This is a genomic window from Nonomuraea spiralis (genome assembly GCF_014648435.1).
Classification (GTDB): Bacteria; Actinomycetota; Actinomycetes; order Streptosporangiales; family Streptosporangiaceae; genus Nonomuraea; species Nonomuraea spiralis.
The window spans coordinates 13,198-36,868 of sequence record NZ_BMRC01000052.1 but is presented as its reverse complement, the minus strand read 5'-3'; the positions used below and the strand labels follow the sequence as shown (position 1 = coordinate 36,868).

At 70.7% G+C, this 23,671-nt stretch carries 26 protein-coding genes; 18 read left to right on the top strand and 8 right to left on the bottom strand.

What is annotated here, in order from left to right:
- Window positions 1-23 precede the first annotated feature (23 nt).
- The 6 genes from IEZ27_RS51395 (at window position 24) to IEZ27_RS51370 (ending at window position 5,655) form a co-directional block, all read left to right on the top strand.
- The gene (locus IEZ27_RS51395; RefSeq protein WP_189653963.1) at window positions 24-698 is read left to right on the top strand and encodes an urease subunit gamma; all 675 of its coding nucleotides are present in this window, start codon (window positions 24-26) and stop codon (window positions 696-698) included.
- Window positions 691-2,637 carry an urease subunit alpha gene (locus IEZ27_RS51390; RefSeq protein ID WP_189653962.1) on the top strand — a complete coding sequence of 649 codons (1,947 nt, stop codon included), beginning with the start codon at window positions 691-693 and terminating at the stop codon, window positions 2,635-2,637. The genes IEZ27_RS51395 and IEZ27_RS51390 overlap by 8 nt, the downstream gene beginning before the upstream one ends.
- A 61-nt stretch (window positions 2,638-2,698) precedes the next feature.
- Window positions 2,699-3,373 carry an urease accessory protein UreF gene (locus tag IEZ27_RS51385; protein ID WP_189653961.1) on the top strand — a complete coding sequence of 225 codons (675 nt, stop codon included), beginning with the start codon at window positions 2,699-2,701 and terminating at the stop codon, window positions 3,371-3,373.
- Window positions 3,374-3,403: 30 nt separating this feature from the next.
- Window positions 3,404-4,105: an urease accessory protein UreG gene (ureG, locus tag IEZ27_RS51380; RefSeq protein ID WP_189653960.1), complete on the top strand. Its 702-nt coding sequence runs from the start codon at window positions 3,404-3,406 to the stop codon at window positions 4,103-4,105.
- A gap of 74 nt (window positions 4,106-4,179) precedes the next feature.
- Window positions 4,180-4,929 (top strand): urease accessory protein UreD, encoded by a 750-nt coding sequence (locus IEZ27_RS51375; protein ID WP_229825111.1) that lies wholly within the window; start codon window positions 4,180-4,182, stop codon window positions 4,927-4,929.
- Between the two features lie 108 nt (window positions 4,930-5,037).
- Window positions 5,038-5,655 carry an EF-hand domain-containing protein gene (locus tag IEZ27_RS51370; RefSeq protein WP_229825110.1) on the top strand — a complete coding sequence of 206 codons (618 nt, stop codon included), beginning with the start codon at window positions 5,038-5,040 and terminating at the stop codon, window positions 5,653-5,655.
- 640 nt (window positions 5,656-6,295) lie between these two features.
- Here IEZ27_RS51370 and IEZ27_RS51365 read toward each other — a convergent pair.
- Window positions 6,296-7,363, bottom strand: coding sequence for a flavin-containing monooxygenase (locus IEZ27_RS51365; protein WP_189653958.1), 1,068 nt, complete (start codon window positions 7,361-7,363; stop codon window positions 6,296-6,298).
- Between the two features lie 53 nt (window positions 7,364-7,416).
- On the opposite strand from IEZ27_RS51365, the gene IEZ27_RS51360 reads away from it, so the two are divergent.
- The 10 genes from IEZ27_RS51360 to IEZ27_RS51315 all read left to right on the top strand — a co-directional run bounded on the left by IEZ27_RS51360 (window position 7,417) and on the right by IEZ27_RS51315 (window position 15,332).
- On the top strand, window positions 7,417-7,758 hold the full coding sequence (locus IEZ27_RS51360; RefSeq protein WP_189653957.1) for an ArsR/SmtB family transcription factor: 342 nt from the start codon (window positions 7,417-7,419) through the stop codon (window positions 7,756-7,758).
- 115 nt (window positions 7,759-7,873) lie between these two features.
- Window positions 7,874-8,029 carry a hypothetical protein gene (locus tag IEZ27_RS51355; RefSeq protein ID WP_189653956.1) on the top strand — a complete coding sequence of 52 codons (156 nt, stop codon included), beginning with the start codon at window positions 7,874-7,876 and terminating at the stop codon, window positions 8,027-8,029.
- 25 nt (window positions 8,030-8,054) lie between these two features.
- Window positions 8,055-9,470, top strand: coding sequence for an FAD-dependent oxidoreductase (locus IEZ27_RS51350; RefSeq protein WP_229825109.1), 1,416 nt, complete (start codon window positions 8,055-8,057; stop codon window positions 9,468-9,470).
- Window positions 9,471-9,482: 12 nt separating this feature from the next.
- Window positions 9,483-9,746: a hypothetical protein gene (locus IEZ27_RS51345; protein ID WP_189653955.1), complete on the top strand. Its 264-nt coding sequence runs from the start codon at window positions 9,483-9,485 to the stop codon at window positions 9,744-9,746.
- The gene (locus IEZ27_RS51340) at window positions 9,743-11,017 is read left to right on the top strand and encodes an MFS transporter (RefSeq protein ID WP_189653954.1); all 1,275 of its coding nucleotides are present in this window, start codon (window positions 9,743-9,745) and stop codon (window positions 11,015-11,017) included. The genes IEZ27_RS51345 and IEZ27_RS51340 overlap by 4 nt, the downstream gene beginning before the upstream one ends.
- On the top strand, window positions 11,014-11,394 hold the full coding sequence (locus IEZ27_RS51335) for an ArsR/SmtB family transcription factor (protein WP_189653953.1): 381 nt from the start codon (window positions 11,014-11,016) through the stop codon (window positions 11,392-11,394). The genes IEZ27_RS51340 and IEZ27_RS51335 overlap by 4 nt, the downstream gene beginning before the upstream one ends.
- Window positions 11,391-12,467, top strand: coding sequence for an ArsO family NAD(P)H-dependent flavin-containing monooxygenase (locus IEZ27_RS51330; protein WP_189653952.1), 1,077 nt, complete (start codon window positions 11,391-11,393; stop codon window positions 12,465-12,467). The genes IEZ27_RS51335 and IEZ27_RS51330 overlap by 4 nt, the downstream gene beginning before the upstream one ends.
- Before the next feature lie 115 nt (window positions 12,468-12,582).
- Window positions 12,583-12,819: a hypothetical protein gene (locus IEZ27_RS51325; protein ID WP_189653951.1), complete on the top strand. Its 237-nt coding sequence runs from the start codon at window positions 12,583-12,585 to the stop codon at window positions 12,817-12,819.
- Between the two features lie 8 nt (window positions 12,820-12,827).
- Window positions 12,828-14,060, top strand: a complete 1,233-nt coding sequence (locus IEZ27_RS51320; RefSeq protein WP_229825108.1) for a M28 family metallopeptidase — start codon at window positions 12,828-12,830, stop codon at window positions 14,058-14,060.
- Between the two features lie 924 nt (window positions 14,061-14,984).
- Window positions 14,985-15,332 (top strand): hypothetical protein, encoded by a 348-nt coding sequence (locus tag IEZ27_RS51315; RefSeq protein ID WP_189653949.1) that lies wholly within the window; start codon window positions 14,985-14,987, stop codon window positions 15,330-15,332.
- Window positions 15,333-15,386: 54 nt separating this feature from the next.
- On the opposite strand, the gene IEZ27_RS51310 is transcribed toward IEZ27_RS51315, so the two are convergent.
- The 6 genes from IEZ27_RS51310 to IEZ27_RS51280 all read right to left on the bottom strand — a co-directional run bounded on the left by IEZ27_RS51310 (window position 15,387) and on the right by IEZ27_RS51280 (window position 19,695).
- Window positions 15,387-15,806 (bottom strand): arsenate reductase ArsC, encoded by a 420-nt coding sequence (locus IEZ27_RS51310; protein ID WP_268246139.1) that lies wholly within the window; start codon window positions 15,804-15,806, stop codon window positions 15,387-15,389.
- Window positions 15,799-16,893 (bottom strand): ACR3 family arsenite efflux transporter, encoded by a 1,095-nt coding sequence (gene arsB, locus IEZ27_RS51305; protein WP_229825107.1) that lies wholly within the window; start codon window positions 16,891-16,893, stop codon window positions 15,799-15,801. The genes IEZ27_RS51310 and arsB overlap by 8 nt, the downstream gene beginning before the upstream one ends.
- Complete coding sequence (locus IEZ27_RS51300) at window positions 16,893-17,261, bottom strand: ArsR/SmtB family transcription factor (protein ID WP_189653948.1); 369 nt, start codon at window positions 17,259-17,261, stop codon at window positions 16,893-16,895. Before IEZ27_RS51300 ends, arsB begins: the two co-directional genes overlap by 1 nt.
- An 88-nt stretch (window positions 17,262-17,349) precedes the next feature.
- Complete coding sequence (locus tag IEZ27_RS54670) at window positions 17,350-18,003, bottom strand: arsenate reductase ArsC (protein ID WP_189653947.1); 654 nt, start codon at window positions 18,001-18,003, stop codon at window positions 17,350-17,352.
- 117 nt (window positions 18,004-18,120) lie between these two features.
- On the bottom strand, window positions 18,121-19,350 hold the full coding sequence (locus IEZ27_RS54665) for a GNAT family N-acetyltransferase (protein WP_229825106.1): 1,230 nt from the start codon (window positions 19,348-19,350) through the stop codon (window positions 18,121-18,123).
- 9 nt (window positions 19,351-19,359) lie between these two features.
- A complete protein-coding gene (locus tag IEZ27_RS51280; protein ID WP_189653946.1) occupies window positions 19,360-19,695 on the bottom strand; it encodes an ArsR/SmtB family transcription factor in 336 nt (111 codons plus the stop codon).
- A gap of 581 nt (window positions 19,696-20,276) precedes the next feature.
- Between IEZ27_RS51280 and IEZ27_RS51275 the strand changes: the two genes are divergently transcribed.
- Entirely contained in the window at window positions 20,277-21,401 is a 1,125-nt protein-coding gene (locus IEZ27_RS51275; RefSeq protein WP_229825105.1) for an IS30 family transposase, read from the top strand.
- Complete coding sequence (locus IEZ27_RS51270; RefSeq protein WP_268246138.1) at window positions 21,380-21,961, top strand: IS3 family transposase; 582 nt, start codon at window positions 21,380-21,382, stop codon at window positions 21,959-21,961. Before IEZ27_RS51275 ends, IEZ27_RS51270 begins: the two co-directional genes overlap by 22 nt.
- Before the next feature lie 739 nt (window positions 21,962-22,700).
- On the opposite strand, the gene IEZ27_RS51265 is transcribed toward IEZ27_RS51270, so the two are convergent.
- The gene (locus tag IEZ27_RS51265) at window positions 22,701-23,669 is read right to left on the bottom strand and encodes an NmrA/HSCARG family protein (RefSeq protein WP_189653943.1); all 969 of its coding nucleotides are present in this window, start codon (window positions 23,667-23,669) and stop codon (window positions 22,701-22,703) included.
- Window positions 23,670-23,671 lie beyond the last annotated feature (2 nt).

Below are 23,671 nucleotides of genomic sequence, written 5' to 3'. Positions count from 1 at the left end.
CAGACCCGAAGGTGAGGTGGCGGGTGCATCTGACGCCGCACGAACAGGAACGCCTGATGATCCATGTGGCCGCGGACGTGGCCCGGAGACGCAAGGAGCGGGGGGTCCTGCTCAACTATCCGGAGGCGGTCGCCCTGATCACGGCGCACGTGCTGGAGGCCGCCCGGGACGGCAGGTCGGTCCACGAGCTCATGTCCGCCGACGAGAAGATCCTCTCCCGGGCCGACGTCATGGCGGGCGTGCCGGAGATGATCTCCGACATTCAGATCGAGGCCACCTTCCCCGACGGCACCAAGCTGGTCACCATCCGCGACCCCATCGCCGAGCCGGAAGCAGGACCGAAAGCCGGACCGCAGGCGGAGGTGACCGCGGGCCCGCCGGTTCATCCGGGGAAGATCGACCATCCCGAAGGCGCGGAGCAGGTGCCCTTCAACGAGGGGCGCGAGATCACCATGGTGACGGTCACCAACAGCGACGACCGCCCCATCCAGGTGGGCTCCCACTACCACTTCTATGAGGCCAATCCCCGCCTCGACTTCGACCGCGCCGCCGCCTACGGCAAGCGGCTGCACATTCCCGCCGGCAGTTCCGTCCGGTTCGAGCCCCGTTGCACCCGGACGGTGACACTCGTGCCCATTGAGGGCAGGCGCGTCGTCGCCGGCCTGCGTGGCCAGGTCGGAGGGCAGCTCGATGGATGAGTCCCTGGCAGACGCGACGACCGCCGAACCGGCGGAGGGCTCCGCCGGGCCGTCGAGCGCCACGCTCGCCGAGCCCGCGGCAGGAACACCTGGGCAGGAGGACGCGCCGGGTCCGGTGATCCTGCCGATCGAGCGGCCGCTGACCCGCGTGGAGTACGCCGACCGGTACGGCCCGACAGCCGGCGACCGCGTCCGGCTGGCCGACACCAACCTGAGGATCGAGATCACCGAGGACTGGGCCGGTGGGCCCGGCCGCAGCGGCAACGAGGTCATCTTCGGCGGCGGCAAGGTGATCCGCGAGTCGATGGGCCAGTCCTGCGCGCCGCGCGACTCGGCCAAGTTCGGCGCTCCGCTACCGCCCGACACCGTCATCACCGGTGTGGTGATCCTGGACCATTGGGGCGTGGTCAAGGCGGACGTGGGCATCCGTGACGGCCGGATCGTCGCGCTCGGCAAGGCCTACAACGACGAGACCATGGACCGCCTGCACGACGGCCACGAGCGGGCCACCGACTTCCTGATCGGCCCGGAGACCGAGGTCATCGCGGGCAACGGCAAGATCCTGACCGCCGGCGGCATCGACACCCACGTGCACTTCATCTGTCCCGAGCAGGTGCACGAGGCACTGGCCGCCGGGGTCACGACCCTGATCGGCGGCGGCACCGGCCCCGCCGAGGGCAGCACCGCCACCACCGTCACGCCCGGCGCCTGGCACATCGCCCGGCTGTTCGAGGCGCTGGACGCCTTCCCGGTCAACATCGGCCTGCTCGGCAAGGGCAGCACGATGTCCACCGAATCCCTGTACAACCAGGTCGAGGCGGGCGTGCTCGGGTTCAAGATCCATGAGGACTGGGGGGCCACTCCGGCGGTGCTGCGCCGGTGTCTGGAGGTGTGCCGGGCGACCGGCGTCCAGTTGGCCCTGCACGCCGACTCCCTCAACGAGGCCGGCGCCGTGGCCGACACCATCGAGGCCATCGGGGATCACCCGATCCACATCTTCCACGTCGAGGGCGCCGGCGGCGGCCACGCCCCCGACATGATCACCATGGCGGGCCTGCCGAACGTGCTGCCCGCCTCCACCAACCCCACCCGGCCCTTCACCGTCAACACGGTCAAAGAGCACATCGACATGGTGATGGTCTGCCATCACCTCAACCCGCTGGTGCCCGAGGACCTGGCCTTCGCCGAGTCGCGGATCCGGCCCTCCACGATGGCCGCCGAGGACGTCCTGCACGACCTGGGAGCCATCTCGATCATGTCGTCGGACGCCCAGGCGATGGGACGGATCGGCGAGATGATCATCCGGACGTGGCAGACCGCACACGTCATGAAGGCCAGACGCGGCCCGCTGGACGGCGACCGGGACGGCGACGCCGGGGCCGACAACCACCGCGCCCGCCGCTACGTCGCCAAATACACCATCAACCCGGCCGTCGCGCACGGCATCGATCACGAGGTCGGCTCGGTCGAGGTGGGCAAGCTGGCCGACCTGGTGCTGTGGGAGCCGAAGTTCTTCGGCGTCAAGCCGTACCGGGTCATCAAGGGCGGCCAGATCGCCTACGCCCAGGTCGGCGACGCCAACGCCTCCATCACCACCCCGCAGCCGATCCTGCCCCGGCCCATGTGGGGCGCCACCGGTCGGGCGCCGGGCGCCAACGCGGTCAACTTCGTCACGGAGCAGGCCATCCGGTCCGGGCTGGCCGACAGGGTCGAGGTGCGCAAGCCGTTCCGGGCCATCCGCGACACCCGCAAGGTGTTCAAGGCCGACATGCGGGAGAACAACGCCTGCCCCGACATCGACATCGACCCCGACACCTTCGAGGTGGTGATCGGCGGCGCGAAGGCCAAGGACGTCAAGACCGAGATCGACGATCAACTCGTCGACGGCCGGCGCTTCGCCGACACGCTGCCCATGGCCCAGCGCTACTTCCTGTTCTGACCACACGCCGGGCAGCCCGCCGTATGGGTCCTCGCCGTCCACGAAAGGTGAGCCACGCACGATGAACCGCGCCGCCCTGCTGATCCTGGCCGACGGCCGCTTTCCCGCCGGAGGCCATGCCCATTCCGGCGGGGCTGAGGAGGCCGTCACGGCCGGTTGTGTGCGGGACGTGGCGAGCCTGGAGGAGTTCTGCCGCGGCCGGCTGCACACCAGCGGCCTGGTCGCGGCCGGGCTCGCCGCCGCTGCCGCCACCGGATACGACCCGCTCCTGCTGACAGAGGCGGCCGACGCCCGCACCGCGGCCCCCGCGCTGCGGCACACCTCGCGCAGGCTGGGTCGGCAACTGTTGCGGGCCGTTCGGGCCGCCTGGCCCTGCGCCGAGCTCGACGCCCTGGCCACTGCCCGGCCACGCGGCGCCCACCAGCCTGTGGTCCTCGGCCTGGCCGCCCGCTGCGCCGGGCTGACCCCACTGGACGCCGCCTACATGGCTGCGTACGAGAGCGTCAGCGGGCCGGCCACTGCGACCGTCCGCCTGCTCAGGCTGGACCCCTTCGACATCACGGCCGTCCTCGCCCGCCTGGGCCCCGAGGTCGACCACGTCGCGGGTGCCGCAGCCGAGGCAGCGCAACACGTCCACACCGACGGGCCCACCGCGCTGCCGGCCGCATCCGCGCCGCTGCTCGACATCATCGCCGAACGGCATGCCGCCCGCCCGGCCCGCCTGTTCGCCTCCTGACCACTCCGTCACCTCTTTCCAGGAGCAGCCATGCACCTGCACCACGACGACGCCTTCCCCGAAGGTTTCCCCAACGGCTCCGGCGGCTCCTCCCGCCGGCGTCCTGACGGCAGCCGTCGCGCCCTGCGCGTCGGCCTGGGCGGGCCGGTCGGCTCCGGCAAGACCGCCACCGTCGCCGCCCTGTGCCGTGCGCTGCGCGAGGAACTGTCCATCGCGGTCGTGACGAACGACATCTACACCCGCGAGGACGCCGAGTTCCTGCTGCGCGAGGCCGTCCTGCCCGCCCAGCGCATCACCGCGGTCCAGACCGGCGCCTGCCCGCACACCGCCATCCGCGACGACATCTCCGCCAACCTCGAAGCCGTCGAGGACCTGGAGGACCACCTCGGTCCCCTCGACCTGATCCTGGTGGAATCGGGCGGCGACAACCTCACCGCCACCTTCTCCAAGGGCCTGGTCGACGCGCAGATCTTCGTCATCGACGTCGCGGGCGGCGACGACATCCCCCGCAAGGGCGGCCCCGGCGTCACCACCAGCGACCTGCTCGTCATCAACAAGACCGACCTCGCCCCGCACGTCGGCGCCGACCTGGAGGCCATGGTCCGGGACGCCAAGACCCAGCGCGGCGACCTGCCCACGATCCTGACCGCGGTCAAGACCTCAGGCGGTATCACCCCCGTGGTCGACTGGGTCCGCGAGCGGCTCGCCGACTGGACCGCGCACGCCGCATGACGCCCACGGCCACCCCGCTCCCGCCCACCCAGCCCTCGCCGGCCCAATCCCCGCCGGCGCAGTGCGGGCCCGGTGTGCGCGCCACAGCCCGTATACGCGCCACCCGCGCCGGCGACACCACCGTCCTGCCCCTGCTCGCCGGTGACGGCCCCTTCGACCTGCGCCGCGCCCGCCCCCACGGACACCAGGCACGCGTGTGCGTCGTCGGCGCCATGAGCGCCCCCCTCGGAGGCGACCGGCTGCGCATCGAGGCCACCGCCGAACCCGGTGCCCACCTGCACATCACCACCGCCGCCGCCACCATCGCCCTGCGCGGCCCCACCACCGCCCACGCCACCTACGACGTACACCTGAATGTGGCCGAACACGCCAGCCTGCACTGGCTGCCCCAGCCGCTCATCTCCGCCGCCCGCAGCAACCTGCGCCAGAGCTGCACCATCGACCTCGCCCCGACCGCCCGGCTCCTGCTCCGCGAACAGATCGTCCTCGGCCGCGCGGACGAGCCTCCAGGTCGGCTGACCACCCGCCTGACCGTCAACCGCGACGGACGCCCCCTGCTGGACCAGCAGACGAGCTATGGACCCGGCGCACCCGGCTGGGACGGCCCCGCCATCGCCGCAGGCCACCGCGCCATCGGCCAGATCCTCATCATCGACCCCGTCCTGGACCGGCACCCGCCCCACGCCCGCCTGCTCGGCGACGATCCGGCAACCGGCCAGGCCGTGCTGACCCCTCTGGCCGGCCCCGCCATCCTGATCACGGCTCTGGCCCCGGACACCCTGCACCTGGACCACCTCATGGAGGCGGCATACACCCTGCAGTGAGCACCACGTCGTCGGCCGCCACAGAGCTCGCCCGCACACAGCGCCCCACAACGTCACAGCCCTTCGAGGTGGATCACTGCTGATCCTCAACATGAAAGGAACCGCACCATGTCGGAGTCGTTCAGCTCCCGCCTGCCCACCCCGCCCGAGCGCACCACCTCCGGCGCTCACGTCGGCATGACCGCCCTTCAAGAACGCAAATACCGCCAGTGGTTCAGGGGCGCCGACGTCGACGGGGACGGGGTCATCACCCGGCAAGACGTCCTGCTGATGGCCGAGCGCTATATCGTCGCCCGTGACGCGTCGCAGTCCCCGACAGCCCAGCGGCTCACCCAGGAGCTGGACGCGTTCTGGACCCACGTGATCGCTCCGATGGATCAGGACGGTGACGGGAAGGTCGACCTGCGGGAGATGACCGAAGGGTTCCAACGGGCCCTGACCGACCCCGCCCTGTACCCGCAGCAGATCCAGCTGGTGGCCGACTGCTACTTCGACCTCATCGATCTCGACGGCAACGACAAGATCGACCAGGAGGAGTTCCAGCAGATCTTCGGCCTGGCCGGCAATCTCCCCGTCGAGCACTGCGGCGCGGTCTTCACCGCTCTGGACCTGGACGGCTCAGGCGTGCTGGATCGCACCGAGTTCCACCAGGCGCTCGCGGAGTACTTCTACGGCAACGACCCCGATGCCCCCGCCAACCATCTGTTCGGCAAGGTCGCCGACTGACGGGTCCCGCAATGCCTCCGGCTGTGGGCGCGCGCGTTCTCGGCCGGGGCCACGTCGTGGGGTGAAGATCTCCCGCCGAACTCGAGTGAGCCGCAGGAGTCCACGCAACAGCCCCTTCGGCAGTCCGGTGGTGAGCAGCACGCGGGGTTTGAGGCGAGGCCGGTTACCGCGGATTGCTCAGGTGGCGTCAGATCGAGGGGCCAGTTGCCGAACCGGCGCGCAGCGCGGGTGACGTGGGGTGAGCCGGTGGGCAGGGGTGTCCAGGTCGACGGTCTCCTTCAGCGGCGAGGTCGTTGTGGCCGCTCAGCTTGCCAACCGGATCACCGGTGTCTTCGACAGGGGCACGGCGCCCGGGGGACACGCCGACGACCGGACGAATCCGGCTCAGGCGCGCCGTTGTTGCTTGGACCTGGTGCCGGAGGTCGAGCCGCAACCGGGCGAGCTGCTCAAGGTCACCATTTGGGTGGCGGTGCTCGTTTCTCAACGGATGTCCCGGAGCGGACGTAGGCGGCGGTGTGGCCGGCCATGGCGTTCCCCAGCTTCGTGGACGCCTCGTCCAAAGTGCCTGTTGTCGATCGCGTCGCCCGCCCGCCGAGGACTACGACACATTCGTCGAGACGTACGAGCACGAGGCGTCCGGTCAAAGGCCGTAGGCGCTCAATACTCCGCCGGCGTAGGCGGCGATCGGTGTCGCTACGTGTTCGGCGTCGCGGTGGACGCCGCGCAGAGTGTTGGAGGCGAAGGAACGCTGGAACTCCAGCCCGACGTAGCCGAGCCCTAGGTGAGTGGTGGACAGGCCGCCGGTGTGCAGGGGGAGTCCCGTCTTGTCGAGGGCGCCGAGCGGGGCCAGGTAGTCCAGGTGCGGCAGGTAACCGGTCGCGTAGATGACCGCGTCGATGCTCTCGCGTTCACCATCGGCCCAGATGAGGTGGTCGCCGTCGAAGGCGGTGAACATGGGGCGGCGCCGCAGGCGGCCGTCGGCCAGGGCTGCGGCGTAGTCGCCGGTGTCCATGACCAGGGTGCCGGTGGCGATGCGGGCCAGCCAGGCGGGCGGAAGCTGGTCGAAGCCGGTGGTGGTGTGCCAGTAGTGCACGTCCTTGCCGCCGACGATCTGTGGCATGAGTTGCAGCGGCTGGCGTGAGGCGATCGTGACGTCGGCCACGTCGGCCAGTTCGTAGGCGACCTGGATGGCGGAGTTGCCGCCGCCGACCACCACGACGCGCTGCCCGGCGTAGTGCTTGGGGTTGCGGTAGTCGGCCACGTGGAGGGCTTGGCCGGTGTAGCCGTCCTGGCCGGGAAGGGCGGGGATGTAGGGGTTGCCGAAGGAGCCGCTGGCGGCGATCACGCCCATGGCGCGGAGGGTGTCCCCGGCGGCGGTGTGGACGAGGAAGCCGCCCGAGCCGTCGGCTGCCACCGCGGTGACGTGGGTACCGGTGCGGATCTCGACGTCCAGGCTGTCGGCGTAGCGCCGTAGGTAGGCGACGACCTCGTCACGGGTGGGGTAGTGGTCGCCGTCGCCGGGGAAGTCCTGGCCGGGCAGGGCGCTGTAGCGGGCGGGTGAGAACAGGGTGAGGCTGTCGTAGTAGCTGCTCCATGAGCCGGTGGGCGTGTGGCCGGCTTCGAGGATGACGGGGGTGCGGCCGGCGTCGCGTAGTGCGCGGGCTGCTGCCAGGCCGGACTGGCCGGCGCCGATGACGATGGTGTCCATGCCGCCGGATCATATCCTCATATACAGAAATGACAATACGGTAGAGTCGTGCCATGCAGACGGCAGGCAGCGGCATCCAGCTCACCGACGCGGCGCGAGGCTTCCTCAAGGCCCTGGCCAGCGACACCCGCCAGCAGATCCTGTTCCTGTTCGAGGGTGGGGTCGAGCTGACCGTGGGCCAGGTGGCCGAGCGTCTGTCGTTGGCCCAGTCGGCCACCTCCACGCACCTGGCGACGCTGCGCGAGGGCGGAGTGCTCGCCTCCCGACGCGAGTGGAAGACCGTCTACTACCGGGCCAATCCCGATGGGGTGCGGCAGGCGCTGGCCGACCTGCAGGCGGCCTTGGCTGCGTGCTGCCCGCCCGGCGAGGGTCCCTCTGTCGGCGGTTGCGGCTGACTGAGGAGGAGGCGGTCGTACGCCAGGGTCTGAGCGCTCTGCTGATTTGACAACCTTCTAAGCAGTGGTTCAGAATCTGAGCTGTTTAGATGAAGTTCTATTCAGGAGGTGCGCGATGCGCGCTCTGCTCACCAACCTGCGCCGCCCCGCCGACGCCTCGGAATTCACCTTCAACGAGGCCACCTCGGAGGTGTGCGACCGCGTCTGCCGTGCCGATGCCGCCATCGAGCGCGCCCGCACCTCCGCCCTGTCGTCCTTGTCCTTCCGCTGACCCGCGCGCCATCTGGAGAGCCGTCATGAGTGACAGTTGCTGCGGCACCGTTGCCGTCGAGATCGAGCAGTTCGCCACCCCTCAGCAGGCCACCTCCGGGCAGACGTGCGACCTGCCCGTCGCCGTGATCGGCTCCGGCCCGGTCGGCCTGGCCGCCGCCGCCCACCTGGCCGAACGCGACATCGACTTCCTGGTGCTGGAGGCCGGCGAGCAGATCGCCGCGTCGATCGCGCAGTGGGGGCACGTACGGGTGTTCAGCCCCTGGAAGTACGACATCGACGCCGCCGCCCGTCGCCTGCTGGAGGCCGACGGCTGGACGGCTCCTGACTCCGACTGGCTGCCGACCGGTGCCGAGCTCATCGACGACTACCTCGCCCCGCTCGCCAAGCTGTTCGGCGACCGGGTACGGCTCGGCACGCGGGTGAGCGCGATCAGCCGTCTCGGCTACGACCGGGTCCGCACAGCCGGCCGCGAGCAGGCCCCGTTCCTGATCCGGCTCGACGACGGCACCGAACTGCAGGCCCGCGCGGTCATCGATGCCTCCGGCACCTACACCAGCCCGAACGTGCTCGGCGCGAGCGGCCTGCCCGCCCACGGCGAGAACGAGGTGTCCGTCGACCACGCCCTGCCCGACGTCCTGGGCGCCGACCGCGACCGCTACGAGGGCAGGCGCGTGCTGGTCGTCGGCGCCGGCCACTCCGCCGCCACCACCCTGCTCGCCCTGGCCGAGCTGGAGAACACCCCGATCACCTGGGCGATCCGCGCCGGCAGCGCCACCCGCGCCTACGGCGGCGGCGCGGCCGACGCCCTCCCGGCCCGCGGCGCGCTCGGCACCCGGCTGCGCGCCCACGTCGAATCCGGCCGCATCCAGTTGCTGCCCGGCTTCTTCACCCACCGCGTCAACGCCACCGACCAGGGCGTCGAGGTGATCAGCCGCGACCCCTCCGGCCACGAGCAGGCCGTCACCGTGGACCGGATCGTGTCCGCCACCGGCTACCGCCCTGACCACTCCATCGCCTCCGAACTCCGGCTCGACCTGGACCCGGTGCTCGGCTCCCCCCGCGCCCTGGCCCCGCTGATCGACCCCAACCAGCACTCCTGCGGCACCGTCCCGGCCCATGGCGTGGACGAGCTGTCCCACCCCGAGCCCGGCTACTACGCGGTCGGCGTCAAGAGCTACGGCCGCGCGCCGACGTTCCTCATGGCCACCGGATACGAACAGGTCCGCTCGATCGTGGCGGCGCTGGCGGGCGACTGGGAGGCGGCCCGGGACGTGCAGCTCGACCTGCCCGAGACCGGCGTGTGCTCCTCCAGCCTGGTCGAGGCCCAGGAGCAGCGGGTCGGCCTGGCCACGGGCATCAGCGGCGGCCTGCTGTCCACCCCGCTTCCCCTCGCCACCGTGAGCGCCACCGCCGAGTCCGGCGGCAGTTGCTGCGGCTGAAAGGACCCCCGGATGTCCGACGGCTACCCCACCGCCGCTCAGAAGGAGGCGCTGCGCCTCATCTGCGACCACGAGCCGATGCCTGCCAACCGGCTGGCCGACGAACTGGTCGCCGCCCGCAGGCCCAGCACCAATCCCGGCTACGCGCCGGCGATCGCCCGGATGGCGGGAACGCTCGCCTGGCGGCTGCAGGCCCAAGGTTTCGTCGCCGAGACCTGCGCGGGCGGCTGGGCGACCACGACTGAGGGCCGCGCGCTGATCGCCTGTCCGGCATGAGTTCCCCCGCCGAGACCGCCGCCCTCGAACAGCAGGGCGGCGGTCCGCCGCGTTCCGGACACGGCTGGCGGGTCGTGGCGGCGCTGGCCGTCACCCAGACCATCGGATACGGCGTGCTCTACTACGCCTTCTCCGTCTTCCTCGCTCCCATGGCCCGCGACCTGCACGCCACCAACGCGCAGATCGCCGCGGCGCTCACCCTGTCCGTCCTGATCGCCGCACTGTGCGCGCCGCTGGTCGGCCGTCTGCTGGACGCCCGCGGCGGGCGCGTCCTGATGACCGCCGGGTCGGTGCTCGGCGCCGCGGCGGTGCTGGCCTGGTCGCGGGTGGAGACCTTGCCACAGTTGTACGCGGCGTTCGCGCTCGTCGGCGTCGCCTGCTCCTTGGTGCTGTACGAGGCCGCGTTCGCCGTCATCGTCTCCCTGTACGCAGGCAACGAGCGTGGCCGGGCCAACGGGCTGCTGGCGTTGACCATCGTGGCCGGGTTCGCCTCCTCGATCTTCCTGCCGCTGACCGGCCTGCTGGTCGACCGGTACGGCTGGCGTACGGCGCTGGTGATCCTGGCCCTGGTCTACGGGACCGCGGCGATCCCGCTGCACGCCCTCGTGCTGCGCCGCCGCGCCCGTACGGCGAGCACGCAGGCGTCCGCTGAGGCGCAGGAGCGGGCCGCCATCGTCAAGGCGGCCACCCGCCGGCGGCCGTTCTGGCTGCTGGTGATCGCCTTCACCGCCAACGGCGGCGCGGTCGCCACCGTGGCGGTCCTGCTCATCACCTACCTGGTCCACCTCGGCCACCCGCCCGTGCTGGCCGCCACGCTGGCCGGGCTGCTGGGCGTGCTGTCGGTGACCGGACGGCTGATCACCACCGGCTTGCAGACCCGGCTGCCCGCCGCCCTCATCGCCGCCGCCATCTTCGCCCTGCAAGGCGTGGCCGTGCTGCTGCTGCCGCTGGTCGGGCGCAGCGTGGCGGGCGCGATCGGCGCGGTGCTGCTGTTCGGGCTCGGGTTCGGCATCGCCTCGATCACCCTGCCGCACCTGCTGGTCGGCCGGTACGGCACCACCGCCTACGCCTCGCTCGCCGGCCGCATCGCGATCTTCTCCGTCGCCGACAAGGCCCTGGCCCCGCTGGGCGCGGTCGCCCTGGCCCAAGCCGTTGGCTACGGCTGGGTGATGGGCGCGGTCGCCGCCGCCTGCGGGATCGCCGCGTTCGCGCTGCTGGCCTATCATCGCCTAGGATTTAGACAAGCTTCGAATCAGGAGGGCTTGTCATGACCGTCCCGACGGGCCAGTGCTGCGCCCCGATCGCCCGCGAACCGCTCGGCGAGGCCGACGCCGCCGAGCTGGCCACCCTGCTCAAGGCCGTGGCCGACCCGGTGCGGCTGCGCCTGCTGTCGATGATCGGCTCCCACGCCGGCGGTGAGGCATGCGTCTGCGACCTGACCGGCACCTTCGACCTGACCGCCCCCACCATCTCCCACCACCTCAAGGTGCTGCGTACCGCCGGGCTGATCGACGGCGAACGCCGCGGCACCTGGGTCTACTACCGCATCATCCCCGAGGCGGTGAACAAGCTGGGCACGCTGTTCGCCCCGCTCGCCGCCCCAGCCGGGGGGCCTGGCCCGGTGGACGTGGAACTCCTCACCGTATGACGGGCGCGGCGCGCCTGGCCGATGTCGTGGTCATCGGCGCCGGGCAGGCCGGGCTGGCGGCCGGCTACCACCTGCGGCGGGCGGGCGTCGACTTCGTCATCCTGGACGCCCAGCAGGCCCCCGGCGGCGCCTGGCAGCATGCCTGGCCGTCACTGCGGCTGTTCTCGCCCGCGCAGTACAGCTCCCTGCCCGGCCGCATGATGCCGATCCCAGCCGACGGCGGCTACCCGGACGCCGCCCACGTCACCACTTACCTCACCGACTACGAGCAGCGCTATCGGCTGCCGGTTGTCCGCCCCGCCGCGGTGCGGGCCGTGCGAGATGTCGGTGAGCGTCTGGCCGTGGACAGCGGCGCAGGCACCTGGCACGCCCGCGTCGTCGTCAGCGCCACGGGCACCTGGTGGCGTCCCTACGTGCCGCACTACCCAGGCATCGGTGACTTCCGCGGCGAGCAGCTGCACGCCGCCGGCTACCGCGGCCCCGAGCCCTTCCGCGGCCGCCGGGTGCTCATCGTGGGCGGCGGCAACTCCGCCGCGCAGATCCTCGCCGAACTCTCCCAGGTCGCCCGGACCACCTGGGCGACGCTGCGCCCGCCCCGGCTGCTGCCCGACGAGATCGACGGCCGCGCCCTGTTCGACCTGGCCACCCGCCGCCATCAGGCCGCCCTGGCCGGACAGAACACCGGAAGCGTCGGTGACCTGGGTGACATCGTCGCCGTCCCGTCCGTACGCGAGGCCCGAGACCGGGGCGCGCTCAAGGCTGAGCCCATGTTCTCCCGCATCACCCCCGACGGCGTGGCGTGGGCTGACGGCAGCACCGAGGCGTACGACACGATCGTGTGGTGCACGGGCTTCCGTCCCGCATTGGCCCACCTGGCCCCGCTACGGCTGCGCGGCCCCGGCGGCGTGATCCCCACCGACGGCACCCGCGCCCTGGCCGAACCGCGCCTGCACCTGCTCGGCTATGGCGACTGGACCGGCCCCGCCTCGGCCACCCTCATCGGCGCCGGCCGCACGGCCCGGCAACTGACCGCGGAGATCATCGCCCAGCTTCAGGCGCAGCACGACCTCTAGTTCGACTGCTGTCTATCTTGACGGGCGTCTAAATAGCATGAGATCGTAACTTCTGATTCGACGTACGTCTAAGTGTTGACGGTCTCGACCTCACACCCGCAGAAGGGAAACCACCATGACGACGAACCAGACCAGCGGCGGCTTCATCGGCGACCTGGCAGAGGCGTTCACGCCGCCCGCCGCCGGCGGCTGCTGTGGAGCTCCTGCCGTCGCCTCCCCGACGGCCCAGCAGGCAGAGGCGGCCGCCACCTCCTGCTGCGGCAGCACGGCCGCCGCGCAGCAGGCCACCCAGGCCGGCTGCTGCGGTCAGGCCCCAGCCGCCGAGGCCGCCTCAACCGGCTGCTGCGGATGACCTCCACCATGCCGGACATCCCTCAGGCGCCCGGCCTGGCCGCCGTCGTGGAGCGGGTGTCGGCGGCGCGGATGCTGGCCACGGTGCACGAGCTGGCCCGCGACCACTACGCCGGGCGGCGCGTGGGCACACCCGGCGGCCGTGCCGCCGCCGCGTGGCTCGCGGAGCGGCTGCGGGAGCTGGGCGGAGAGGTCGAGCTCGACTCTTTCCCCGTCGCCGACGTGCGGGAGTTGTATGCCTCGCCGGTGCTCGAATGGAGCGCGGACGGTCAGGCGCTGCGCCTGGAGCACCGCCGTGACTTCGTCGAGCACCTGGCGACCGCCGAGTTGCCGAACCCGTGCACCGCGCCGCTGGCCGCCGCCTCCGAGGCCGACCTGCGCGGCCGATGGGTCCTGGCCGAGGCCGGGGACTGGGCGCGGGCGTGCGAACGAGCCGAGGCCCACGGCGCGGCCGGAGTACTGACCGCGCGCGGCACCGACGCCGAGGGGTGGATGCCCAAGATGATCGCCGGACCGGCCCCCCGCGCCGTCCCGATCATCGCCCTGCGCACCGACCGGCACGCCAGCCTGGCCGACGCGCTGGCCGCCGGCCCGGTGCAGGTGACCGGCTCGATGCCGCTCCGGCAGGTCACTGCGGAAGGCCACAACGTCCACGCCCGCTTCCCTCACGCCGGAGGCGCGGGGAGCGGGCCGCGGGTACTGCTGACCGCGCACTACGACGGCGTCGGCGACGATCCCGGCATGCGGCTGCCCGCGGCCGCCGACAACGCCTCAGGCGTGGCCGCCGTCCTGGAGGCCGCCCGCGTCCTGACGGCCGACCCGGCCCTCGGGGCCGAACTGTCGGTGGCCTTCCTGGACGCCGAGGAGAGCGGGGCATGGGGCTCGGCCCACCACGCGCCCACGCTGCCGTCCGACACGCTGGTGCTCAACCTCGACGGCGCCGCGCAGTTGCACGATGCCGCCGCAGTCGAGGCGGGCGGACCCGCGCACGCCCTGCTGGCCACCCTCGACCAGGCCGCCCGCTTGGTCGACGTGCCGCTCCGGGCCGGCGCGATGGCCTCCGACAACCGCCGCTACGCCGCCGCCGGACTGGCCGCGATAGGCATCGGCATGGGCATGCCCGGCTACCAGACCCCCACCGAGACCCCCGACCGCGTCCAGCCGGACACGCTCGTGGCGGCGGCGCGGCTGCTGGTGGCCACCATGTGGCTCCTGGCCCCCTCGGCCACCTCAGCCCCCTGACGGGCGAGCGCTGCGCCGTGGCGCCCTGGTGGTGAGCAGGGCGTCATGGACGCGCGTCCGCCTCCGGCGACGTGGCGGACGCCTCTACTGGCGATCCGAGCGTCGGTTGGGGATGGACGGGGGCTGGATGGACGGGGCGCCGTGGCCGGCGGCGTCCTGACAGGCGGCTCGCCGGGCTCGCCTTCTGCGCGACGGGCCAGCTGGCGGCGCGCCGGCGTGATGGCGGTGTACAGGCCAGCCGCGGCGGAGGCCACCTGCAGGAGGCCGGTGAGCAGGTCGAGAATCTGCATGACGTACTTTCTCCTAGGCGAGCACGCCCTCAGGCGGCCCGCGGCGCATACGGGGACTGCTCCCCAGCACAGCGGCAACCGGGGGTGACCAGCCAGATCAGGGGCCAGGCGCAGGCCGAAGTGATGCCAGGGCCGATCGTCCGGGGCCGCCCCGGCGGGCCGACCCCGCAGTTGCGGCCATTCGGGGCCATTCGGGGCCATCCGGGGCCAGGGGCGTCTACGTTGTGATCCCCGGGCAGACGTCGGCGCGCGCCGCCGGCAGGACGGAGGAGCGTGCGCTGGTGAAAGATGCCACATCGGAGAGCGCGTAAGGCAAGCAGGGCGGGCTGCCGGCCGACCCCGAACAGGTGCAGACCCTTCAACAGCTCGCTCAAGCGCTGAGTTTGCTGCTGGCCAGCTCGGGACTGTCGATGCGGCAGGTAGCGAACCGCACCAAGCACGACCCCGTGCCGGTGGCACGCGAGACCGGCGGCAAGATGCTGCGGGCCGAGCGCCTGGCCAGCAAGGTCGTCACCCTGGCGCTGGTGACCCACCTGGGCGCTCCCAGGCACCAGAACTTGATGCCTGGGAGCACGCCTGGCAGCGGGCCTTCTTGGACGAGGGCGGAGTACGCACCGCGCCACCGCGGGGACAGATGGCCGAGCTGCGCGAGCTCGTCACCGAGCTCCGCGAGACCGTCCAAGCTCAGCAGGACAAGCTGAGCAGGCTGGGTGACCAGCTGGCTGACCTGCAACGATCCCCGGCCGGAGCCGCTCCTCCTGCTGCGGCGAGCGCGGTGAGGTTGCCGCAGTTGTCGCTGAAGCTCCAGATGCAGATGGAAGAGGCCGCAGCGCAGGTGGCGCGGCAAACCGCCGCCGAGCTGGCGGCTGACCTCGTGCGCCGGCACCCGATGCTGGAGATGGATCTGCTGCTCGTGATGCAGGAGGCGGTCGCCCCCACGGGGCGTGAGGTGGTCCGGGAGATCGCCCGAGGCATCACCTGACGGCATCATGGGACGGCGCGGTCTGAAGTCACGCGCCGCCCTGCTCTGATGCGGCTACAGCTGCGTGATCAGCTTCTCAATCCGGGTGCGGATGTCGTCACGGATCTTGCGGACGGCCTCGATGTCCTGCCCGGCGGGGTCGTCGAGCTTCCAGTCCTCATACCGCTTGCCGGGGAAGATCGGGCAGGCGTCGCCGCAGCCCATGGTGATGACCACGTCGCTGGCCTCGACCGCGTCGACAGTGAGGACGTTGGGCTGGGCGGCGGTGATGTCGATGCCCACCTCGCGCATCGCCTCGATGGCGACCGGGTTGACCTGATCGGCCGGGGCCGATCCTGCGGAACGGACCTCGACGCGGCCTGCGGCCAGGTGGGTGAGCCATCCGGCGGCCATCTGGGAGCGTCCGGCGTTGTGCACGCAGACGAACAGGACTGACGGCTTGCCGGTCGTGGTCTCGGGGGCGATCTCAGGCACGGGTGGGCTCCTCTGCGGTGCGAAACAGGCGGCGCCCGGCCAGGCTGACGTAGACCAGGGCGACCAGGACGGGGACCTCGATGAGCGGGCCGACCACGCCCGCGAGGGCCTGGCCGGAGGTGACGCCGAAGACGCCGACCGCCACGGCGATGGCCAGCTCGAAGTTGTTGCCGGCGGCGGTGAAGGCGAGGGTGGTCGTCTTGTCATACGGCAGGCCGATCGCCTTGCCGGTCAGGAAGCCGCCGCCCCACATGAGGGCGAAGTAGGCCAGCAGCGGCAGGGCGATGCGGGCCACGTCGCCGGGCTGGGAGGTGATGGTGTGGCCTTGCAGGGCGAACAGGATGACGATGGTGAACAGCAGGCCGTACAGGGCGATGGGGCCGATGCGGGGCAGGAAGCGCTGCTCGTACCAGTCGCGGCCTCGGGCGCGTTCGCCCAGCTTGCGGGAGGCGTAGCCGGCGGCGAGCGGGATGCCGAGGAAGACCAGCACGTAGAAGGCGATGTCGAAGGCCGACACTTCCAGCGCCGACTGCGTCAGGCCGAGCCAGCCGGGCAGCACCTGGAGGTAGAACCAGCCGAGCGCGCCGAATGCGATCACCTGGAAGACGGAGTTGAGCGCGACCAGGACAGCGGCGGCTTCCCGGTTGCCGCAGGCCAGGTCGTTCCAGATCAGGACCATGGCGATGCATCGGGCGAGCCCGACGATGATCAGGCCGGTGCGGTACTCGGGCAGGTCGGGCAGGAAGATCCAGGCCAGCGCGAACATCAGCGCCGGGCCGAGCACCCAGTTGAGCAGCAGCGAGGAGAGCAGCAGGCGGCGGTCGCCGGTGACGGTGCCCAGGCGGTCGTAGCGGACCTTGGCCAGCACCGGGTACATCATGAGCAGCAGGCCGAGCGCGATGGGCAGCGAGATCTCGCCGATCTTGACGGCGTCCAGCGCGGCATCCAGGCCAGGCACCAGACGGCCGAGCAGCAGTCCGGCGCCCATGGCGGCGATGATCCACACCGGCAGGAACCGATCCAGTACCGACAGAGCGCCGATCACGCCGGCCGACGGCGCGGTGGCCTGTGCGGGTTGAGTCGACATCACCGTGACACCGCCGCTGCAGCGGTCGGCCCACTGGCAGGCAGGGTCAGCAGCGCCGACAACTCGCCCAGCGTTTCGGGCACCAGGCGGTAGTAGACCCAGGAGGCGCGCCGCTCGGAGGTCAGCAGCCCGACTTCCTTGAGCACCTTCAGGTGGTGGCTGATGGTCGGCTGGGACAGCTCGAAGGCGTCGGTGATGTCGCACACGCACACCTCGCCGCCGGCGCGGCTGGCCACGATGGACAGGATGCGCAGCCGTACGGGGTCGCCCAGTGCCTTGAACACGCGCGCCACCCCGGCCGCCTGCTCGCTGTCCAGCGGTTCACGGGTCAGCGGCGGGCTGCACTCCAGGATCTCCAGCAGTTCCATCCACTGCCCCTTCCGTATAGATGTTCATCGAAATAGATATATGCCTATATTGACATCTGTCTCTGCGTGCTTGGAACGGCGAGTACTCTCAGCCGGCCGGGACGCCGATGTCGGCCAGCAGGGCGCGGACCCGGCGTTCGATGTCGTCGCGGATCGGGCGGATCTGCTCCGGCGTCTTGCCGTCCGGGTCGTCCAGGTCCCAGTCCAGGTAGCGCTTGCCCGGGTGGACCGGGCAGGCGTCGCCGCAGCCCATGGTGACCACCACGTCGGCGGCCTGGACGATCTCGCTGGTCCACGGCTTGGGGAACTCGCCGGTGATGTCGATGCCGCGCTCGTGCATGACCTCGACGACGGCCGGATTGATCAGCTCGCCGGGCTCGGTGCCACCGGACCAGCCGAGCGCGCGTTCACCGGCCAGGCGGGCGAAGAAGCCGAGCGCCATCTGCGAACGGCCGGCGTTGTGCACGCACAGGAACAGCACGATCGGCACGCCGCTGCCGTCCTTGCCCTCGACGCGGGCCAGCGCGCGCAGCCGCTGGCGGGCGAACCGCTCGGCCAGCAGCGGCAGGTAGTTGGCGATGACGGCACGGCCGGCGAACTGGTCGTAGCTGGTGTGCAGGAACCGCTCGATGGTCTCGGTGCCGAAGGTGCCGGCGAACTCCGCGGCGAGCGTGCGGGCTGCGGTGAGCAAGGCGTGCTGCTGATCGACGGTCAGATCAGCATGACGGTAGGTGCTGTCCATGAAGGGCTCCCGCGGCGTCACTCATATCGACGGCTGTCGATTTCGATGTTCATCGATATTGACAGCCGTCGATGTCGTGAGGATGAACGCCAGGCCAACATCGGCCCTCGTGGTTGCTCAGGCGCCGATCACAGCGCTGCGGCGTTCGATCAGCATCACGTCCCGCCAGAGGCCGTGGTGGCGGGCGATGCGCTCGCGCGTCCCCACCACCTGGAACCCGAGCGCCTGATGCAGGCTCAGGCTCGCGGCGTTCTCCGGGAACACACCCGACTGGATCGTCCACACGCCGGCGTCCTCGGCGGCGGCGATGAACGCCGCCAGCAACGCCCGCCCGATGCCGTGGGCCTGGCAGCCGGGATGGACGTAGATGCTGTGCTCGACCACGCCCGCATACACCGGACGGGACGACACCACCGAAGCCGCCACCCAGCCGAGCACCTCGCCGGAGTCGCCATCGGTCGCCACGTACCGCAGGTGCGGCAACCGGCTCGCGGTGAATCCCTCCCAGCTGGGTGCGGTGGTCTCGAAGCTGGCCTGGCCGGTGTCCAGCCCGGCCTGGTAGATGGCCAGGACCTCGGCGGCGTCGCTCTCGCGCATCGGCCGGATCTCCAGGCCGGGCCCGATGGCGGGCTTGACGGCCTGGACGATGGCCGAGTGCACCCCGTCGCCGTGATCGGCGCTCAGCGTGATGGCGACCTGGACGAAGCCGGCCGCGGCGAGCAGGTCCCGGTACTCCTGCATGGTGAGGGACCCGGCGGCGCAGCCGATGCGCTGCTCGGCCTGCTGTCGCGCCTGCTCGTCGAGCACCTGGGCGGTGACGACGTCGCTGACGCCGAACCGGCCGCCAGGCCGCAGCACCCGGAACGCCTCGGCCAGCACCGCCGCCTTGTCGTCGGACAGGTTGATCACGCAGTTGGAGATGACCACGTCGACCGTGTGGCCGGGCAGTGGGATCGCCTCGATCGTTCCGTGCAGGAACTGCACGTTGGCCACGCCTGCCTGTTCGGCGTTGCGCCGGGCCAGTTCCACCATGGCGGGGCTGGCGTCCAGGCCGAAGGCGGTGCCGTACGGGCCTACCCGGCGGGCTGACAGCAGCACGTCGATGCCGCCGCCGGACCCGAGGTCGAGCACCGTCTCACCGGCACACAACTCGGCGACGGCGACCGGGTTGCCACACCCCAGACTGGCCCGAAGCGCCCCGTCGGGAAGGGCGGCGGTGTCGTCGTAACCGGCCGGGCCGAAACCGCCGTCGGCAAAGGCGGCGGGGTCGCAGTCGGCGATGCGTTGCCCGTTGAGCGCGCTGCGGGCCAGGGCGGAGTAGTGGTCGACGATCTCGTCGTGTGCCATCGGATCTCCTCAGTCGCAGACCGGTGCGGCCGGCACGGGGTTGCCCATCACCACGTCCGCGGCGGTGGGGAAACAGCTCACGCAGGCTTCGTTGATCCGGTACAGGCTGGAGGTCCCCTGCCGCTCCACCAGGACGAACCGCACCTCGGACAGGATCTTCAGGTGGTGCGACACGGTGGACTGCCCCACTCCGGAGGCGGCCACGATCTCGCCCACGCTCATCGGCTCGCGCCGCCGGGCCAGCAGCGACACGATCTGAATGCGGGTGGCGTCGGCCAGGGCCTTGAACCAGCTCGCGTACTCCTCGGCCTCGGCGCGCGGCAGAGGCCCCTTCGCTTCATTCATCGAACATCGACGATAGACGATGAAGCACGAGGCGTAAACGGCCCACGCGCCAAACTTGCATGAGTGTGCGGATTGCTACGTCGCCGATGGGGCTGCTGCGCGTCAATGCGGATCATCACGCGGCATCCCAGTCGAGTGCCTCAGGGCCCGCCCTCCCCGTGTATCGAAGGCTGAGGTGATTGGGGCGGCCTATTGCCCGAGATCTGTTCAGTCCATTAGCAGAGAGCTGCCTACTCGATTTACGATCACGTGCAGTTGAGCTTCGTCTTGGATGCTTCAGCTCCCTACCTTCTGGAGGAAGCTATGGCCAAGCGCCGCGGGCAACTCACGGACCGATAGAGGGAGCGCGCCAGGCGGTTGCGTCTGGAGGAGCAGGCCAGACGAGCGCGAGCGCAAGCCGAGCTCAAGGCGCAGCGGGAGCGGCAGCGCGCCGAACGGGCCGCCGCGCAAAGGCCGCAGCCACGGAACGGGAGCGCAGGCGCCTGTACGTCGAGGGCCGTAAAGCCGAAGCTTAGATTCAAACGATCAACGCAACACTGCTAGTGGATGGGTGGATCGTGGCTCGGATGGGTCGGCCGGGAATGTCGGACGCGATGAAAGAAGACTTATGGCGACGCTGGCGCGCCGGTGATTCCATCAGCGTGATCTCCCGGGCACTGGGCAAGCCCCCGGGGTCGGTTTTCACGGTGCTGAAGCACCATGGCGGCATCGCGCCGGCCGAGCGGGTGCGCCGGGCCGATCGTTTGAGCGCCGAGGAGCGGGAATCGATCTCTCGCGGCCTCGAGGCTGGAGCCTCACTACGTTCGATCGCCGTGTCGATCGGCCGCCCGGCATCCACGGTGAGCAGGGAGGTCGCCCGCAACGGCGGCCGGGTGAAGTACCGTGCGGTCGCCGCCGAGCAACGCGCTCAAGAGCAGGCACGTCGCCCGAAACCGTCCGCCCTGCAGAGCAACCTGGTGCTGCGCCAGCTGGTGATCGAACTGCTCGATAACGAGTGGTCTCCGGAGCAGATCGTGGGACATCTGCGGCTGATGCACGCCGGCAACCCGCTGATGCGGATCGGCCACGAGAGCATCTACCGTGCGATCTACACGACTCGGTGGAAAGTGATCCCGCGTGAGCTGTGCACCAAGCTGCGCACGCGCCGTCCCATCCGCAAAAACAAGAAGAACACGGTCAAGGGCCAGTGGCGTTCCCAGATGATCGGGGCACGGCCGATCGAGGAACGGCCTGAGGCAGCCAACGCCCGGACCGAGCTCGGCCACCTTGAAGGCGATCTCATCGTCGGAGCCAAGAACAGCCAGGTCGCGACGCTGGTCGATCGCAAGTCTCGCTACCTGGCCATGGTCGCGCTACCCAGCCGTCACTCCACGACGGTCATCCCCGCCCTGCAGCAGGCGTTCTCACGGATGGATACTCGCCTGCTCGGCACTCTGACCTGGGACCGCGGTATGGAACTTGCCGGTCACCGGCTGCTGACCGAAGCGACCGGCGTCGACGTCTTCTTCGCGGCACCGCGCAGCCCATGGCAGCGGGGCACAAACGAGAACACGAACAAACTGATCCGGCAGTACCTACCGAAAGGCATCGATCTAAGCCTGTACAGCCAAGCCGACCTCGACGCCCTGGCCGCCCGACTGAACAACCGCCCCCGCAAGTGCCTTGGCTACCGAACCCCGGCCCAATGTGTTGCCTTGACTCTTTGAATCTAAGCTTCACCGCCCAGCGGCCGAACGCAACCTGGGTGGCCGACTTCACCCACGTTTCCGCCTGGTGCGGAGTGGTCTACGTCGCGTTCGTGGTCGACATCTACTCACGGGCGATCGTCGGCTGGGCCGCCTCGCCGAGCAAGCACACCACCCTCGTGCTGGACGCCCTGGACATGGCTCTGTGGCGGCGCGAGCGCACCGGCCACCCGGTCGGGCCGGGACTAATTCATCACTCGGACGCGGGCAGCCAGTACACGTCTTTCCGGTTCACCACCCACCTGCTGGCTGCCGGCATCGACGCTTCCATAGGCACGGTCGGCGACGCGCTCGACAACGCCCTGATGGAATCGCAGATCGGCCTCTACAAGACCGAGCTGATCAAGCCCCGCGGCCCGTGGCACAGCCTGGCCGACGTGGAACTGGCCACCGCCGAATGGGTGTCCTGGTTCAACACCACCCGCCTGCACTCAGCCATCGGACACCTCCCGCCCGAGGAGTTCGAGGCGATCTACTACGCTCAACACCACCCCAACGAAGCCCTTGCAATCAACCGCTGAGTTCTCCATCAAACCCGGGGCGGTTCAGGCATTGGGAATGGTCACCCCGTTGCCCCTCTGCGCGTGTCCACTTGTTCCATGCATTTGCCCCTGTAGGGGGCCGACTTGATTAGAGGTGGATGGCTTGTGGCGTCACGCCGTGGGGTGCAGGAGGCTTCCGGCGGCGAGCGCCGTTGCAGGACGCCGTCCTGGATGTGCTGGCACATCACGGCCGTGCTCCCCGCCACAGAAGACGCCGGCACGCGGCGCTTCGCCGCCTCGGCAATCGCCTCTGGGTTGTGGACCCGCGTGCGCACGATGTCGGCCACCCGAGCAGCCATGCCACTCCTCCACCGGAGACTTTGCCAGGCCATAGTCTTTGGCCTGGCTGAACTACCAACCGGGGCTGTGGGAGTCAACGCTCACTCTGGGCGACGGATCCCGTGTGCCGCTGCACTATCGATCGCGTTGTGCTCGACCTGAGAGTCTCGGGTGTACAAGGCCGAGCAGACCATCGTCGAGCCCCGCGTGCCGGCCGGCTCGTCCGTGATCTCGCGCCGGATGTAGTCCTGGTCACCCACCGTCCTGTTGGAAGAGGGCCGTGGCGTTGGCGCCGCTGCTCAGGGGCGTTCGCCGTGCCGGGAATCAGGGCGAGGCCATCGGCGGCGGCGGTCGCCGCGAGTCCCATGCGATGGAGCTCGTTCATCTCCCGCGACGATTACCCCGGGGTGACCACGCGCGGGGAAGGGGCGGGTGCCGGTCAGCGCGGGATGGTGTCGCGGTGGACGGCCAGCCACGCGTCGAACGACTGCAGTCGCGGGTTGAGCTCGCGCAGCAGCTCGAAGTCGATGAGCTCGGCGATGTCGGGGGCGGCCGTGATCAGGTACTGCAGCATGTTGCCGACCTCGCCCGCGCCCGGGAACCCCGCGGCCCGGATCATGTCGGGGCTGACCGCCTGGTACGTGACGGGCTCGCCGAGCGCCAGGCTCAGCACGGCGGCGTACTGCGCGCCGGTGAGCACGGCCCCGGCGACGCTCACCCGCCTGCCGGCCATCCCGTTTCCCTGGCGGAAGATCCCCAGCGCGGTCCTGCCGACGTCCTCCGCGGCCTGTGCGGCCACCCGCGCCTCGCCGAAGCCGAGTGGCAGCACCAGTGCTCCCGTCTCGTCGCGCTGGGGGGCGAACATGTCCTGGAAAGCCTCGTAGTAGACGTTCGCCTGCAGGAAGGTGGTGGGCACGCCCGACTCCAGGAAGAACCGGTCGGCCTCGGCCTTGCCGTCGGCGTGCGGCACCTTGTACGTGCCCTCGAAGCTCGGCGTCCCGTCGTCCGGACGGAAGTAGCCGCGGGTGTCGGACAGCGTGGACCAGACGAAATGCCGGACGCCGGCCTCCCGGCCTGCCCGCGCGGCGTTGCCGGCCTGCTCCCGCTCCTTGGTGGTAGCGGGCCGTGCCCGCTCCTCCTCGGGCGTGCGCGGCTCCCAGAAGTTGGTCACCGCGAAGGCGCCGTGCGCGCCGTCGAACGCCCTGCGCAGGCTGCCCGCGTCGTCGAGATCGGCCCGCACGACCTCGGCCCCCAGGGCGGCCAGTTCCCTGGCCCGCGCCGAACCCGGATCCCGGGTCAGGGCTCGCGCGGCGAACCGCCCGCCGCGGTCGTCGAGGATCGCGCGGACCAGCCCGCCTCCTTGCGCTCCGGTCGCGCCCACCACGGCGATGATCTGCTGCACGCTCACAG